Raw genomic sequence first — 15,698 nt, forward strand, 5'->3', positions numbered from 1 at the left:
GCGACCCACCAGGCCGTGCGGGCGACCCACCAGGCCGTGCGGCGCGGTGCAGGCGCCGCGGCGCCCGGCGTGGCCGAGGGGTCGAGGGCGAGGGTGGCGGAAGAAGAGCTGTCCATGGCAAATCCTGGTTCAAGAAAAGAGAGAGGTCGCAGACGGAGCGAGCGAAGGCGTGATCATCAACCCAGAAAGCCCAGATTTCGTTTCGAAAAGTTCGCGAGGTTGGGAAAAACCATGTCGAGGTTGGCATCGCTGACGCCGAACCACTTGCCCAGCGTCGCGCCGACCTGGTCGACCGCGATGCCCGGCAGCAGGCTGCCCGAACCCACCTCGTCGTCGTGGTTGATGCCGACCAGCGGGAAGCGGCCGTAGACGTCGCCGCCCTTGACCGCGCCGCCGTGCACGAAGTGATGGCCGCCCCAGCCGTGGTCGGTGCCGTCGCCGTTGCTGGTGAAGGTGCGGCCGAAATCCGATGCGGTGAAGAGCGTCACCTGGTCGCGCACGCCCAGCGTGCCGAGCGTCGCGTCGAAGTAGTTGATGGCGTGCGAGATGCGCGCGTACAGGTCGGCATGCGCGCGGTTCTGGTTGTCGTGCGTGTCGAAGCCGCCGATGCTGACGAAGAACACCTGCCGCTTGGTGCCCAGCGCGGTGCGCGCGCCGATGATGCGCGCCACCGTCTGCAGCTGCTGCGCGAGGCCGTTGTTGGCGTTGGCGCGCTGCGCCGGGTTGTAGTACTGCGTCGGCGCGGTGACCGTGGACGCGGTGAAGGCCGACTGGAACGCGGCCTGCGCGTCCATCGAGCGGCGCACGATCACCTGGTGTTCCTTGCCCAGCAGGTTCTGGTTGTCGGCGGTGATGATCGACTTGAAGGCCGTCGTCGCCGCGGCCGAGCCGAACAGCGAGCCGGTCAGGCCGCCGATCGCCGTCGCGCCGTTGTTGGTCACCTGGTACTGGAACACCGAGTTGCCGGCCATGTAGACCGCATTGCCCTGCACCGAGATGTTGGTGAAGGTCGAGCTGCCGTTGTTGCCGGCCAGCAGGTCGCCGAAGCGCCCGCCCCAGCCGACGCGCGCGCCCTCCGGGCCGAGCGCCTGCCACATCGACTGCTGGTCGTTGTGCGAGAACAGCTTGGCCGGGCGCGCCTTCGTGCCCTTCTGGTACTCCGCCTTGGTCAGCGGCGTCACCAGCGGGCCGGCGTTGGCGATGATGCCCAGGCGCCCCTGGTCGAACAAGGCCTTGGTCTCGGTCATGCTCGGGTGCAGCGCGAACTTGCGCGACGCGTTCTCCGGGTTCGCGAGGTTCTTCGAGGCGATCGACAGCACGCCGCCGAGCGCCGCCGGCGAGGCCGCCGCGGCCGTCGCGTCGACCACCGTGCCGACCGGCTTCAGCGCGATCGGGTCCGGTGCGGTCGCGCGCAGCGTGCTGTAGGTCTGCCACGAGGCGTCGTCCCACGGCAGCACCATGTTGGCGGAGTCGTTGCCGCCATACATGAACAGGCAGACGATGGCCTTGTAGTCGCTGGCGGTCTGTGCGACGGCCGCGCCCATCGTGGCCATGTTCAAGGCAAAGGGCAGGCCGGCCGAACCGACGGAGCCCGACAGGATCGTCGCGCGGCGCAGGAATTCGCGGCGGGAGGCTTGGTTGATCGTCATGTCCGCAGTCCTCACTTCTGGGTCAGGTAGTCCGACGAGGCCATCGTCAGGAACACCGCAATGGCCACCCGGTCGCGCGTGGCGGCGTCGATGTCGGTCTGGTTGATGACCTTGCCCGCGGTGTCCTTGCGCACCGGCGGGATCATCCGGCCGTTGACGGCCGACAGCAGCTGCGTGCGCAGTGCGGCCGGCATCTGCCCCGACATCATCAGCAGGTCCAGGCGGTCCAGCAGGACCTCCGGCTTGTCGGCCAGCGCCTGCTCGGCCGAGAAGTCGAGCTGCACGTCGCGCCCGGTGTTGGTCGCGATCCAGCCGCGCAGGTAGTTCAGGTAGCCGGCCACCGACACCTCGTTGGCCAGCTGCAGCTCCGGCGCGACCAGGTCGGCCGCCTCGATGCTGGTGTTCGGCGGCGTGTAGCCCGGGCGGTAGAAGTTGAACACCGTCGGCGAGCGCATCGGGGTCTGGCCCAGCCGGCCGGCCGGGTCGTCGGTGTTGTCGATGCCCTGGAACTTGCCGGTGGTCGATTTCGCGTGGAAGGTGCGCAGCAGGTGGGCCAGCCGCATCACCGGCTCGCGCAGCTTGCCGTAGTCGTTGCGCGCCGTGTCGGCGGTGCGCGCCTCGGGGTCCAGCAGCACCGCGCGGAACACCGCGCCCAGGTCGCCGCGCACGCCGCTGCCGTTGTTGTTGAACGCCGCCGCCACGCGCTCGACGTAGGCCGGGCTCGGGTTGCTGGTCACCATGCGCTGGATGATCTGGCGGCCGAGGAAGGGGCCGACGTTCGGGTGGTTGAACAGCGTGTCCAGCACGACCTTGATGTCGCCCTCGACGTCCGGCTTGTCGGTCGCGGCGATGGTCTTGCCGAGGAACTTCTTCTCGGTGGCCGAGTGGAAATCGGTGTTGCTCGCGTACTTGTTGTAGCCCTGCATCGGCTTCCAGTCGCGGTCGGCGTTCACGTCGCCGCCGAAGAAGCGGGTGCGCGTGCGGTCGGCGGTGTTCGGGCCGGCGTACCAGCTCAGCCCGGTGAACACCTTGGCGAGGCCGGCGATGTCGTCGTGCGTGTAGGTCTCGGGGTTGCCGCTCTTCACCGTGCCATCGGGGTTCAGCTGGTAGAGGCCGATCGAGAACAGCTGCATGATCTCGCGCGCATAGTTCTCGTCCGGCACGCGGCCGGTCTTCGCGTCTTCCTTCTGGTTGCGCAGGCTGGTCAGGTAGGCGCCCATCATCGGGTGCATCGTGATCGCCCCGAGCAGGTCGCGGTAGTTGCCGAACGCATGCTGGCCCAGCACGTCGTAGTAGTCGGCCACGCCGCGCGGCAGGTTGCTCAGGGTCGAATCGACGAACGACACCACGAAGATCTGCGACAGCACGTAGGCCGCGCGCTGGCGCAGCTGGTCGTCGCCGGTGATCGCCTGCGTCCAGTACGACTCCATGAAGTTGCTGGAGGTGACGTTGGTGCCGGCCGCCGCCGCGGCATTCATCGCCGCGGTCATGTAGTCGCGGTGCCGCTTCTGCGGCTTGGCCATCTGCTGCTCGAGCCAGCGCCGGTAGCCGACCTGCGCGAGCTGGTCGATGTCGGCCGCGGTCGGGCCGTAGGTCGCCTGGGTCAGGAAGCGCGCAGCCGCCTCCTTGGTCGGCGGCGGGCCGCTGTCGGCCGCGCTCTCTTCGTCGTTCTTGTTGCCGCCGCACGCGGCCAGCAGGCTGATCAACAGCGCACCGGCCCACAGGCGGGAGGTCTTGCGGATGGCGAATGTCGGTGGAAGCGATATCACTTCAGTCTCCCTCGGTGCGGTGCGTACGACCTGATACGGGTCGTTTGCGTGCAGGAGACATACCAGCGACATCGTCGGACACCGCCTACAGGGTGTCGGCTGGAAAAGCGCCCATCCTTGGCAGATGGACCGGGCTATCTGGCGTCGAGGTGTGTGCCGGGCTGACGTGAACGGTCGGCGATGCGTTCGGATGCTTCGGATGTAACGAACGGCAACCTGCGTTGCCGCGGCCTCGTCATCCCTCGGTCACAACAGCGCCGACAGCGAACGCTTCACCAGCGACGCATCCTGGCCGCTGCGCGCGGACCAATCCTGCAGCTGGTCGTCGCCGATCTTGCCGACGTTGAAGTACGTCGCCTCGGGGTGCGCGAGGTAGAAGCCGCTGACGCTGGCGGCCGGCGTCATCGCGAGGCTTTCGGTGAGCGCCATGCCGATGTCGGCGCACTGCAGCACGCGGAACATCTCGGCCTTCACCGTGTGGTCCGGGCACGCGGGGTAGCCGGGCGCAGGGCGGATGCCGCGGTACTTCTCGGCGATCAGCTCGTCGTTGCGCAGCGATTCATCGGCCGCATAGCCCCAGAACTCGGTGCGCACGCGCTGGTGCATGCGCTCGGCGAAGGCCTCGGCCAGGCGGTCGGCCAGCGCCTTGAACATGATCGCGCTGTAGTCGTCGAGGTCGTCGAGGAACTGCTTCTCCTTCTTCTCGGTACCGATGCCCGAGGTCACCGCGAACAGGCCGATGTGGTCCGCCACGCCGGAGCCCTTGGGCGCGATGAAATCGGCGAGGCAGCGGTTCGGGCGGCGCTTCTTTTGCCCGTTCTCGTCGATCACCGGCCGCTCTGTCTGCATGCGCAGCCCGTGCCACGTCATCAGCACCTCGCTGCGCGTCTCGTCGGTGTAGATCTCGATGTCGTCGTCGTTGACGGTGTTGGCCGGGTACAGCCCGATCACGCCGTTGGCCGTCAGCCAGCGGCCTTCGATCAGGCGCTTCAGCATGCGCTGGCCGTCGCTCAGCACGCGGCGCGCCGATTCGCCGACGATGTCATCGGTGAGGATCGCGGGGTAGGGCCCGGCCAGGTCCCAGGTCTGGAAGAACGGGGCCCAGTCGATGCACTGCGCGATCTCGGCCAGGTCCTGATTGCGGAACACGCGGCGGCCGGTGAACTTCGGTGCCGTCGGCACATGGCCGGTCCAGTCGATCGGCGTCTTGTTGGCACGCGCCTGCGCCAGCGACACCAGCGGCGTGGCCTTCTTGTTCGCATGCTGCTCGCGCACGCGCAGGTAGTCGGCATTCAGCTCGGCGATGTAGGCGGTGGCCTTCTCGTCGCTCAGCAGGTCGCTGCAGACGCTGACCGAGCGGCTCGCATCGGGCACATAGACCACCGGCCCGTCGTAGTGCGGCGAGATCTTCACGGCCGTGTGCACGCGGCTGGTGGTGGCGCCGCCGATCAGCAGCGGGATCTTCTTGATGCGGAAGTGCTCGTCGCGCTGCATCTCGGCGGCGACGTACTGCATCTCCTCGAGGCTCGGCGTGATCAGCCCGGACAGCCCGATGATGTCGGCGCCCTCGACCTTGGCGCGCGCGAGGATGTCCTGGCAGGGCACCATCACGCCCATGTTGACGACCTCGAAGTTGTTGCACTGGAGCACGACGGTGACGATGTTCTTGCCGATGTCGTGCACGTCGCCCTTCACGGTGGCGATCACGATCTTGCCCTTGGCCTTGGCCTCGCCGCCGGCCTCGACCAGCAGCCGCTTCTCTTCCTCGATGTAGGGCAGCAGGTGGGCCACCGCCTGCTTCATCACGCGCGCGCTCTTGACCACCTGCGGCAGGAACATCTTGCCCTGGCCGAACAGGTCGCCGACGACGTTCATGCCATCCATCAGCGGGCCTTCGATCACGTGCAGCGGGCGGCCGCCGCCGGCCTTGATCTGCTGGTACACCTCTTCGGTGTCCTCGGTGATGAAGTCGTTGATGCCGTGCACCAGCGCGTGGCTCAGGCGCTCGCGCACCGGCTTGGCACGCCACGCGAGCTTGGCGCTGTCGTCCTTCGCGGCGCCCTTGGCGGTCTCGGCGATCTCGATCAATCGCTCGCCGGCATCGGGACGGCGGTTCAGCACCACATCCTCGACGCGCTCGCGCAGCTGCGGCTCGAGGTCGTCGTACACGCCCACCATGCCGGCGTTGACGATGCCCATGTCCATGCCGGCCTGGATCGCGTGGTACAGGAACACGGTGTGGATGGCCTCGCGCACCGGCTCGTTGCCGCGGAAGCTGAAGCTCACGTTCGAGACGCCGCCCGACACCTTGGCGCCCGGCAGGTTCTGCTTGATCCAGCGCGTCGCGTTGATGAAGTCGACCGCGTAGTTGTCGTGCTCCTCGATGCCGGTCGCGATCGCGAAGATGTTCGGGTCGAAGATGATGTCTTCCGGCGGGAAGCCGACCTCGTCGACCAGCATCCGGTAGGCGCGCTCGCAGATCTCGACCTTGCGCTCGAAGGTGTCGGCCTGGCCCTTCTCGTCGAAGGCCATCACCACGGCCGCCGCGCCGTAGCGGCGCACCAGCTTCGCCTGGTGGATGAAGGGCTCGACGCCCTCCTTCATCGAGATCGAGTTGACGATGCCCTTGCCCTGGATGCACTTCAGGCCGGCCTCGATGACCTCCCACTTCGAGCTGTCGATCATGATCGGCACGCGCGCGATCTCGGGCTCGCTCGCGATCAGGTTCAGGAAGCGCACCATCGCCGCCTTGCTGTCGAGCATCGCCTCGTCCATGTTGATGTCGATCACCTGGGCGCCGTTCTCGACCTGCTGGCGCGCCACGCTCAGCGCCTGCTCGAACTCGCCGTTCAGGATCATCCGCGCGAAGGCCTTCGAGCCGGTCACGTTGGTGCGCTCGCCGATGTTGACGAACAGGCTGCCCTGTCCGATGAGCACCGGCTCCAGCCCCGACAGCTTCATCGGCGGAACGGGGCGGGCGGCAGAGGGTGTGGAGGCGGTCATGGCGGGTCGGCTGGCACCGCCCCGGAGCTCACCCGGGGCGCATGCGGATTCATCATGCGAGGGGTGAGCGTGGTTGCAAGCTTCCAAGCCTGGCGGCAGCCCGATGGGCCGCCGTCGCAACGCTCCTTGGAGAGGCGCATTTTATGCGGGCAACCCCGGTGAGCGCCTTGGTTACAACTCGGCAAACCCCTGATGCGGTCGTGGTGCACGGAGCGTGTCCAATCCGGGATCCACGACTGGACTGCTTCTGCCGTGAACAACAACACACGATTCCTCGCTCGCTCTTCCGTTGCCGCGGCTGCCATCGCGGCTGCACTGCTCGTTGCCTGCGGCGCACCGCCGGTCAGGCCGCTGCCGGCGCCGGCGCCCTCGGTGCCCGGTTCCGCACCGGGCCCGGTCTACGGCCAGGCGGCCTCCGGTGTGGCGCGCAGCTGGTCGCCGCAGATGGAGGCGGTCGAGCGGCAGCTGGCCGCCAGCCTGAACGGCACGCCGATGGCGCTGGCGCGCACGACCGACGAACGCCTGTGGCTCACGCTGCCGGGCGATGTCGCCTTCGAGCCGAACCGCTCGGCGCTGAAGCCGGTGGCCACCGGGCTGCTCGACAAGGTGGCGGGGGTGCTGCGCAGCCAGCCGCAGCTGGAGCTGCGCATCGTCGGCCACACCGACAGCAAGGGCTCGGCGGCCGGCAACGATGCGCTGTCGCTGGACCGCGCGGCGAGTGCGCGCGACTGGCTGGTGGCACGCGGCCTGTCGCCGGTGAAGATCGGCGTGGCCGGCCGCGGCTYGCGCGACCCGGTCGGCAGCAACGACGACGAGGCCGGCCGCGCGGCGAACCGGCGCGTGGAGATCCTGATCGGCGAGCGGGCGGTGCGATCGGGAAGCAAGTAGYCCGGATGCCAATCCGGGTTTCGTGAATCACCGATCCCGGATTGGCATCCGGGCTACGCGGCCATGAGCCCCGAGAACAGCGGGTCGTGACGCGACCTGGGGCGATAGTTCCCGACCCGCTTCGCGATCTCGGCGATGTGCGCCGGCGTCGTGCCGCAGCAACCGCCGGCGATGTTCAGGAAGCCGGCGCGCGCGAACTCCTCGACCAGGCTGCCGGTGATCTCCGGCGTCTCGTCGAAGCCGGTGTCGCTCATCGGGTTCGGCAGGCCAGCGTTCGGGTAGCAGCTGATGAAGGTGTCGCCGGCCACCTTGGCCAGCTCCTCGATGTACGGCCGCATCAGCGTCGCGCCGAGCGCGCAGTTCAGCCCGATCGCGATCGGCCGCGCGTGGCGCACGCTGTGCCAGAACGCGCTGACCGTCTGCCCCGACAGGATGCGCCCCGACGCGTCGGTCACCGTGCCGGAGATGATCACCGGCAGCCGCTCGCCGGTGTCTTCCATCAGTTCGTCGAGCGCGAAGATCGCGGCCTTCGCGTTCAGCGTGTCGAAGATCGTCTCCACCAGGAACAGGTCGCAGCCGCCTTCGAGCAGCCCCGCCGCCTGCTCGTAGTACGCGGCACGCAGTTCGTCGAAGCTCACGTTGCGCGCGGCGGGGTCGTTCACGTCCGGGCTGATGCTCGCGGTGCGCGGCGTCGGGCCGAGGGCGCCGGCCACGAAGCGCGGCTTGTCGGGCGTGGCGTACTTGTCGCAGGCCTCGCGCGCGAGCCGCGCGGCCACCACGTTCATCTCGCGCGCCACCTCGCCCAGCCCGTAGTCGTCCTGCGCGACGCTGGTCGCGCCGAAGGTGTTGGTCTCGATCAGGTCGGCGCCGGCCGCGAGGTACTGCTCATGGATCTCGCGGATCACGTCGGGCCGCGTGAACTGCAGCAGCTCGTTGTTGCCCTTCAGGTCCTTCGGGTGGTCGGCGAAGCGCTCGCCGCGGTAGTCGGCCTCGCCGAGCTTGTAGCGCTGGATCATCGTGCCCATCGCGCCATCGAGCACCACGATGCGTTGCGAGAGGATCTGCGGCAGGGCCGCGCCACGGGTGTAGACGGGAGCGTTCATCGTGCGATTGTAGGAAACCGCCGCAGCCCGCACCTCCGATGGCAACAGAACCATGTTGACCTTGTTGTCGTAGCCGCCCGGCCGCGGACCTCGTTCTACTCGGCCACCTTCGGGCTGACGACGTTCAGCCATTCATCAATTTCGCTGGTGACGCGGCGTCGCGCGCCACTGCGAATATCGAAGACTTCACGCTCGCCGATCTGGATGCGACACACCGTGAATGCCTGGCGCTTGCCGCGGCTGTTGTCGGTGAAGACCGTCGCGTCGGCCACCGAGGCGGCAGCTCCAATCGCGCGCTGCGTACGCGGAAAGCGGTCGATGAGCTTGTCGACGTCGACATTGTGGCCGCCCTCGGCGACTCGGGTCATCACCCGCCCGATCGACAATCGGACATTCGACAGCCCGACGAAGAACAGCAGCACAAAGTAGCCCGCAGCCTGCATTTCCCGGATGAGGTCGACCTTGGACGCGAACTTGCCGTCGGGCAGCGCTTCCCAATACGAGAAGACAGTTTCCATCGCAAAGGGAACGCCGCGTGCCATCGCCTGGGCGACGAAGGCCTCGACACCCTTCTGCGCCACCTTCATCCAGCTCTCGTCGGTGTCGCGCAACTGCTGTGCCCACTTGATCAAGCGACCTTCACGATCCGCTTCGGGCAGGATGGACAGCATCATCCGGTCGGCGTTGACCAGCGGGATCCGGAAGCTCGGCGAGAGGTGCCGCAGCCACATCGTCGACTTCCCCGAGCCGTTGTGACCCGCGAGAATCACCGCCAATGGCTCCTGGCACGCCGCTGCCCGAGGCGGACTTCATCGACGGCCTGCGCCAGCGAAGTCATCGCTTGGTGCTTACCGCCCTGAACTTCCCATTGACGAACGTGCCCGTCGAGACTCTGCCGTTCACCTCACGGATCAGGCGGCTCGGATTCTGCGGATCGGCACGGAAGAGCGGCGTGGATATCGCCGTCTTGAAGGCAACCCCCGGCTTCACCAGCTTCGGCATCGCACGGTCCATGGCCGCCTGACCGATGGTGACGTTGCGCCGCAGTTCGCCCACCTTGGGCGAAGCTGCCTTGACACTCACCTCGCCGAAATTGATCGTCGCAACATCCGCACCCATCAGGGCGGCGTTCACGATGACCTTGGCAGCGTCCCGGCGAGCGGTCTTGGCGGCGGTCAGTGGCTTCTTTGCGGACATTGCAATGTTGGAGTGGCTGCGCGGATGGACTTGCGTCGTGCCGGCATTGTGCCCAATCCGCGACCGCGATTCCCGCGCGCCCTTCAATCAGAGCGCAGCCGACGAAATGGTGTCGCTGAACAGCGAGGCCCGGAAGTCGATCGGCGCCGGCCCTTCGTCGTTCATCGCCCACAGCGCCAGCGCCTTGGCCGACATCGGCTTGGCGAACAGGAAGCCCTGCAGCTCGTTGCAGCCGAGCGAGCGCAGGATGTCCTGCTGCTCCGCGGTCTCGACGCCCTCGGCCACCACCTTCAGCCCGAGCGCCTGCGCCAGCTTGACGACCGCGTCGACGATCGCGCGCGCATCGGCGCTGCTCTCCAGGTCGAGCACGAAGCTGCGGTCGATCTTCAGCTCCTCCGACGGCAGCTTGCGCAGGTAGCTCAGGCTCGAATAGCCGGTGCCGAAGTCGTCGATCGACAGGTGCACGCCGATCGCCGACAACTCCTCGAGGATCTGCAGGTTGGCGCGCGTGTCGTCCATCGCGGCCGATTCGGTGATCTCGCAGGTCAGCAGCGAGGGCTCGATGCGGTGCGCGCGCAGCGCCCGCTCGATGCGCTTGGGCAGGTCGGGCTGGCGCAGCTGGTGCACCGACAGGTTGATCGCCACGCGCATGCGCAGGCCCTGCTCCCGCCACACGCGGATCTGCCGGCACGCGTCCTCGATCAGCCAGTTGCCGAGCGCGTTGATCAGGCCGAAGCGTTCGGCCAGCGGGATGAAGACGGCCGGGCTCACCATGCCGCGCTGCGGGTGGTGCCAGCGCATCAGCGCCTCGGCGCCGGTGATCTGGCCGCTCGGCGCATGGATCTTCGGCTGGTAGTACAGCTCCAGCTCGCCGTGCTCGATCGCGCGGCGCAGGTCGTGCAGCAGCTCGACCTGGTCGCGTGCGCCGGCCACCATGCGCGGCTCGAAGAAGCAGTGCGCCGCGCCGCCGGTGCGCTTGACGGAATTCATCGCCGCCGCCGCATGCGGCACCAGCTTCGACAGCGCGCCGTCGTCGGGGTACATCGCGATGCCGATCGAGCAGCTCAGCGGCACCTCGTGCCCGTCGAAGCGGCAGGGCTGGTTCAGCGCCGCCATCACGCGCGACGCGAGCTGGCCGGCATCGTCCTTGTCGGGCGAGCCTTCGAGCAGCACCAGGAACTCGTCGCCGCCGGCCCGCGAGACCATGTCGCGCTCGCCGGCCAGGTGCGTCATGCGCCCGGCCACCTCGCGCAGCACCGAATCGCCGCTCGCCTGGCCGAAGGATTCGTTGATGGCCTTCAGGCCGTCGAGGTTGCAGAACAGCAGCGCGAGCCGGTGGCCGTGGCGGTCGGCGCGCAGCACGGCCCGCTGCAGCCGTTCGTCGAACATCGCGCGGTTCGGCAGCCCGGTCAGCCGGTCGGTGTAGGCCGCCACCTGCAGGTCCTCGCGGGCGCGCCGCAGCATCGAGCGGAAACGCGCCTCCAGGATCGAGGTCAGCAGCAGCAGCACCAGCAGGATCGGCACGCCGACGATGGCCAGCGCGGTGACGGTGGCCAGGCTCACCTCGTCGGCGGTCGGCGACAGCGCCAGCATCGGCACCTGTGCGCCCATCACGACCGCGGCATTGCCGACGGCCATCGCCGTGCCCAGCACCACCGAGACGATGGCGCGCCAGCGGAAGCCGACCGGCGCGACGCGGCGGCGCCAGGCCATCAGCCCCAGCCCGCTGCCACCGATGGCGCAGGCGGCCAGCCAGCCGGGCACCAGGATGCGCCACTCCCATTCGACCTGCGGCTGCAGCCGCAACGCGAGCAGCGCGACGAACGAGGTCGCGCACAGCGCGCTGCCGATCGTCAGCGCGGCGAGCAATCCGTCACGCACGTGCAGGCCGGCGCGGCTGCCGAGCAGGCAGGCCAGCAGCGAGCCGGCATAGGCCACCGCCAGCGAGCCGAACACCACCCAGCCGCCGTAGCCCATCGGGAACGGCAGCGGCCCGGAGGCCATCACGATGAAATGCAGCGCCCAGGTGCCGACGGCCAGCGCCAGCGCCGAGCCGGCCAGCGCGCGCAGCGAGGTCGCGCGGTGGCTCGACGCCACGCCGCGCGCCAGGTCGAGCGCGACGTAMGCGGCGAAAACGGCCATGCCGAAGGAGGCCGCCCACAGGTCAGGCCGGAACCTCCAAGGAATGAATGCCTCGTCCATCGAACTCGCCGCTCCAGGTCGTTCGGTCGTTATCGGCCGGCACGACGCGGGCTTGAGGCGCCCGGCGAGGATTTGCGGTCAGTGCAGGAAGCCGATCCCGCGGCGCTGCCGCACCTCGGGCTTCACGCGGTGCTCCGACTCAAGCTGGGACAGGAATTCAGCCGGAGTGAACGCTTCCCCCAGAACGTCGATCTGGCGCCGCACCGCGGCGAAATCGCCAGGCGTGAGCAGGTCCAGCTGCGCCAGCCGGCTGCGTTGCTCGTCGTCCAGCAGCCCCGCATCGCCGCCCAGCGCCTCGGCGACGAACATGCGCTCGCGCTGCGCGGCGGTCAGCGGCCGGAAGCGGATCTTGAACGTGAAGCGCCGCAGCGCCGCCTCGTCGAGCTCGTCGAACAGGTTGGTCGTGCAGATGAAGACGCCGGCGAAGCGCTCCATGCCCTGCAGCATCTCGTTGACCTCGCTGACCTCGTAGTTGCGCTCGGCCATGCGGCGGCTGCGCAGGAAGCTGTCGGCCTCGTCGAGCAGCAGCACCGCCTGCTCGGACTGGGCGTCGTCGAACATGCGCGCCATGTTCTGCTCGGTCTCGCCGACGAACTTGCTGACGATGTCGGAGGCCTGGCGGATCATCAGCGGGCGCTGCAGCTGCTGCGCGATGTGCTCGGCCAGCGCCGTCTTGCCGGTGCCCGGCGGCCCGTGGAAGCACAGCGTGCCGTGGCCCTTGCGGCGCAGCGCCTCGATGATGCGGGGCAACTCGAAGCGCGATTCGGTGTTGACGAGGCCCAGGTCGTAGGTGGTCACGACGTGGCGGGGGCCGCGGCCATGCGTGCCGTTGCCGAGCGCCTTGTCGGCGTGGCCGAGCTGGCGTTCGATCAAGGCCTCGATCGCCGGGGCGCTCTCGTCCTCGGCCGCCAGCCGCGCGAACTTCACCGCGGTGCGCACCTGCGCCGGCGTCAGCCCGCGCCGCTCCGCCAGCCGCGCGGCGAAGCCTTCGGACACCGGCACGTCGACCAGCGCGCGCGTCACCAGCGCCTCGCGCGCGCCGGGCGGCGGCGATTTCAGCTCGAGGTGGTACTGGAAGCGGCGGCGGAACGCCGGGTCGATCTGCTCGATGCGGTTGGTGACCCAGATCACCGGCACCGGGTTGGTCTCGAGGATCTGGTTGACCCAGGCCTTGCCGCTGACGCTGCCCGACACGACGCCGTCGCCGGTGTCCATGCGCGCCATCAACTGGGCCGCATCGGTGGAGATCGGCGGGAACACGTCCTCGACCTCGTCGAACAGCAGCGCCACCAGGTTGCCGCCCTTCAGGAACACCTGGCTGATCTGCAGCGAGCGGTAACGATCGCGGCCCGACAGCGAGTTGCCGTCGCGGTCGGCGTACTCCACCTCGTAGAGCTCCAGGCCCGCGGCCTGCGCGGCCACCTTCGCGAGCTCGGTCTTGCCGGTGCCGGGCGGGCCGTACAGCAGCACGTTGACGCCCGGCGCCTTGCGCGCGACCGCATGGCGCAGCAGCGCGGTCAGCACGCGCTGGTCGTCGCCGACGTAATGGAAATCGCCCGGCGTCAACTCGCTGCGCGTGGCCGGCCGGGTGAACACCGCCATCAGGTCGGACGGGCCGGCGTAGTGGCGCATCAGCACCGGCGGCAGCTGCTCGCTGACCTTCATCAGGTCGGCCAGGTCGGTGATGTTGTGCTCGGAGATCAGGTTCTCGACCATGCCGATGCGCTCCAGGCGCGAACCGGCGCGCAGCGCCTCGGCCACGTCCTGCTCGTTGACGCCGGCCACCGCAGCGATCGCGGCATAGGCCTCCTGCGCATTCGACACCTTGAACTCGACCAGCAGCCCGCGCAGGTCGCGCTGGTAGCGCGCAAGCGTGCCGTACAGCAGCAGCGCGCGCTCGGCCGGGTTCAGCTGCAGCAGGCCGGCCAGCGCGTCGATGTTCTTCTGGACCAGCGTCGATTCCTTCTTCAGGCTGCGGTCGAGCCAGTCGGCCGTGGCGCCCAGCACCGCGAGCAGGTCCTTCGGTGCGTCCTTGATGTACTCGTCGACGTAGAAGAACAGCGTGCCTTCTTCATACGGGCCGCGCCAGGCGCCATGGCGGATCATGAAGGCCTCGTCGGCGAGCGCCTCGTGGCCGCGCCAGTGCTCGTTGCCCTTGCAGCGGTTCTTCAGGAAATCGCGCAGCCGCCCGAGCACGCTGGCCGGCCAGACCAGGTGGCGCCCGGTCAGCGACAGCAGGCTGTTCCAGTCGCGCCGCAGGTTGAAGCGGCCGGCATGCCGCACGGTGAGCGTCAGCACGAACTGCGAGCACATGCGATCGAGCACCGGCGCGTCGGTCAGGCCGGGCGACAGCAGCATGCGTGCATCGAGCTGGCGGGTTGCCATGGATCCTCCTGCGGTGCGGGCGATCTTGGCGCAGCCCGCGCCGGGGGGCAAGCCCCATCGGCCGGGGGAGGAACCCGGCTTTACAAATCTGTCAGTGGAGGATCAACGGTTGCTGCATCAAGGAAGAGAAGCGCTCGAGGTAGTCGTCCATCTCCTCCTCGCTCGGCGAGGTCTCGATCAGCGCCTCGACGCCCTGCTTGAAGCTCTCGGCCAGCGCGCCTTCGATGAAGATCTCCTTGCGCGCGAACTTGTCGACGATCTCGTAGCCGCCGCGCATCAGCGATTCCTCGCGCACGGCGCTGGCGCCCTGGGTGCTGTCGAACTGCACCACGACGAAGTTCTCGGAGTTGTAGAGCATGTGCATGGAAAGCTCTCCTTCAGGGGCAGTTGGTGGGGCTTCGGTGGTTTTTCAAGTCGCGCCCCTGGGTGCCGTCAGGAGGCGACCTGCATCTCTTGCAGGATCAGGTCGAGCACGTCGTTCGACCCGTCGCTGCTCTGCCGGTAGCGCACCGGCAGGAAATGGCGCGCCGGATCGAGCCAGACCTCGATGCGCGTGTCATGCGGCTTGCGCGGCTCGCGCGTGAAGCGCCAGGCGGGCGTCGCCTGGCCTTGCAGGTTCACGCTCTGCAGGCCTTGCGAGACGAAGTGCCAGACCTCGCCCTCGCCCTTGGCCCCGGCCACGAAGAACGACAGCCGCTCGCCGGCCGCCGGCGGCGCGCTGCGGGCGTTCAGCACCGCGCCGAGCTGGATCATCCAGCTCAGGCGATCCTGCGCGCCGGCCACCAGCGGGTACTCGGTGCCCGGTCCGGAGAACGTGATCTTGCCGGCCTCGCGCTGGAAGTTGGCCGCCTGCAGCGACTTGCCGCGGCGCTCGTCGGTGAAGCGCAGCGGCGCGATGCCGGCCTTGTCCACTCGCCCCTGGCTGGCCCAGGTGAAGACGCGGAAGCCGGCGACGCTGCCTTCGAGGCGCACCTGGTACTGGCCCTGGGCGTTCAGGTTCTGCCACTGCAGCTCGCTGCGGCCGCTGAAGCCGCTGCGGCGCAGGTCGAAACGCAACACGGCCGACGGCGGCAGGCGGGTCGGGTACACCGGTGCGACCTCGGCGTCGTCCGGTGCGGCGGTCGCCGGCGCCGATGCGGCGTGGGCGGCGGCCAACAGCGTCGGCGTGTCGGTCGGTGTGTCAGATGGGCGAGGCTTGGGCTCGGTTCGCACCGAGGCGTCCCGGCGCAGGGGGGCCGGGGCCGGCGGCGGGGTGACCACGGCGGCCACCGCAGCCGCCTCGACCGAGCGAACCTGCATCGCCGACACCACCAGGTCGGAGCGCCGGGCCGACGCGCCGCCCGCAACGCCCTGCCAGGCGGCGGCGTGCATCAGCAGCACGAGAGACAGGGCGGTGAGGGGGGGCAGGATTCGCAAAGGGACGGGCGACGGGCAGTCAAGTTGGGGGGATGGGAGGCAGATGGGGATCGTTCAGGCATCGACAATACGGCAAACCGCATCCT

General features: G+C 68.7%; 11 protein-coding genes and 1 riboswitch. Of the genes, 1 reads left to right on the forward strand and 10 read right to left on the reverse strand.

The window, feature by feature from the left end; translation table 11 throughout:
• Positions 1 to 176: 176 nt before the first annotated feature.
• The 3 genes from AC1DXV_RS06425 to metH form a co-directional block, all read right to left on the reverse strand.
• Positions 177 to 1,649: a DUF1501 domain-containing protein gene (locus AC1DXV_RS06425; protein WP_477932912.1), complete on the reverse strand. Its 1,473-nt coding sequence runs from the start codon at positions 1,647 to 1,649 to the stop codon at positions 177 to 179.
• 11 nt (positions 1,650 to 1,660) lie between these two features.
• The gene (locus AC1DXV_RS06430) at positions 1,661 to 3,418 is read right to left on the reverse strand and encodes a DUF1800 domain-containing protein (RefSeq protein WP_477865033.1); all 1,758 of its coding nucleotides are present in this window, start codon (positions 3,416 to 3,418) and stop codon (positions 1,661 to 1,663) included.
• Positions 3,419 to 3,664: 246 nt separating this feature from the next.
• Positions 3,665 to 6,379, reverse strand: coding sequence for a methionine synthase (metH, locus tag AC1DXV_RS06435; protein WP_477865042.1), 2,715 nt, complete (start codon positions 6,377 to 6,379; stop codon positions 3,665 to 3,667).
• 100 nt (positions 6,380 to 6,479) lie between these two features.
• A riboswitch (S-adenosyl-L-homocysteine riboswitch) is annotated at positions 6,480 to 6,555 on the reverse strand.
• Between the two features lie 118 nt (positions 6,556 to 6,673).
• Here metH and AC1DXV_RS06440 point away from each other — a divergent pair.
• Positions 6,674 to 7,309, forward strand: coding sequence for an OmpA family protein (locus tag AC1DXV_RS06440; RefSeq protein WP_477932914.1), 636 nt, complete (start codon positions 6,674 to 6,676; stop codon positions 7,307 to 7,309).
• A 53-nt stretch (positions 7,310 to 7,362) separates the two neighbouring features.
• Here AC1DXV_RS06440 and AC1DXV_RS06445 read toward each other — a convergent pair whose 3' ends face one another.
• From AC1DXV_RS06445 to AC1DXV_RS06475, 7 genes are all read right to left on the reverse strand, one after another.
• Entirely contained in the window at positions 7,363 to 8,412 is a 1,050-nt protein-coding gene (locus tag AC1DXV_RS06445) for a homocysteine S-methyltransferase family protein (RefSeq protein WP_477865035.1), read from the reverse strand.
• Between the two features lie 95 nt (positions 8,413 to 8,507).
• Positions 8,508 to 9,188, reverse strand: coding sequence for a zeta toxin family protein (locus AC1DXV_RS06450; protein WP_477865036.1), 681 nt, complete (start codon positions 9,186 to 9,188; stop codon positions 8,508 to 8,510).
• 58 nt (positions 9,189 to 9,246) lie between these two features.
• Positions 9,247 to 9,609, reverse strand: a complete 363-nt coding sequence (locus tag AC1DXV_RS06455) for a hypothetical protein (protein WP_477865037.1) — start codon at positions 9,607 to 9,609, stop codon at positions 9,247 to 9,249.
• Positions 9,610 to 9,696: 87 nt separating this feature from the next.
• Positions 9,697 to 11,751 (reverse strand): putative bifunctional diguanylate cyclase/phosphodiesterase, encoded by a 2,055-nt coding sequence (locus AC1DXV_RS06460; RefSeq protein WP_477865038.1) that lies wholly within the window; start codon positions 11,749 to 11,751, stop codon positions 9,697 to 9,699.
• A gap of 138 nt (positions 11,752 to 11,889) precedes the next feature.
• Entirely contained in the window at positions 11,890 to 14,196 is a 2,307-nt protein-coding gene (locus AC1DXV_RS06465; protein ID WP_477865039.1) for an ATP-binding protein, read from the reverse strand.
• Between the two features lie 91 nt (positions 14,197 to 14,287).
• The gene (locus tag AC1DXV_RS06470) at positions 14,288 to 14,560 is read right to left on the reverse strand and encodes a BTH_I0359 family protein (RefSeq protein ID WP_477865040.1); all 273 of its coding nucleotides are present in this window, start codon (positions 14,558 to 14,560) and stop codon (positions 14,288 to 14,290) included.
• 68 nt (positions 14,561 to 14,628) lie between these two features.
• A complete protein-coding gene (locus AC1DXV_RS06475) occupies positions 14,629 to 15,567 on the reverse strand; it encodes a DUF3108 domain-containing protein (protein ID WP_477932942.1) in 939 nt (312 codons plus the stop codon).
• Between the last annotated feature and the right edge of the window lie 131 nt (positions 15,568 to 15,698).

Source organism: Rhizobacter sp. P3_C12 (genome assembly GCF_056402735.1).

Coding starts and splice junctions, on each gene's coding strand:
- AC1DXV_RS06425 (WP_477932912.1), bottom strand. CDS start 1,649: ATGACGATCAACCAAGCCTCCCGCCGCGAATTCCTGCGCCGCGCGACG.
- metH (WP_477865042.1), bottom strand. CDS start 6,379: ATGAAGCTGTCGGGGCTGGAGCCGGTGCTCATCGGACAGGGCAGCCTG.
- AC1DXV_RS06445 (WP_477865035.1), bottom strand. CDS start 8,412: ATGAACGCTCCCGTCTACACCCGTGGCGCGGCCCTGCCGCAGATCCTC.
- AC1DXV_RS06455 (WP_477865037.1), bottom strand. CDS start 9,609: ATGTCCGCAAAGAAGCCACTGACCGCCGCCAAGACCGCTCGCCGGGAC.
- AC1DXV_RS06465 (WP_477865039.1), bottom strand. CDS start 14,196: ATGGCAACCCGCCAGCTCGATGCACGCATGCTGCTGTCGCCCGGCCTG.
- AC1DXV_RS06470 (WP_477865040.1), bottom strand. CDS start 14,560: ATGCACATGCTCTACAACTCCGAGAACTTCGTCGTGGTGCAGTTCGAC.
- AC1DXV_RS06475 (WP_477932942.1), bottom strand. CDS start 15,567: ATGCACGCCGCCGCCTGGCAGGGCGTTGCGGGCGGCGCGTCGGCCCGG.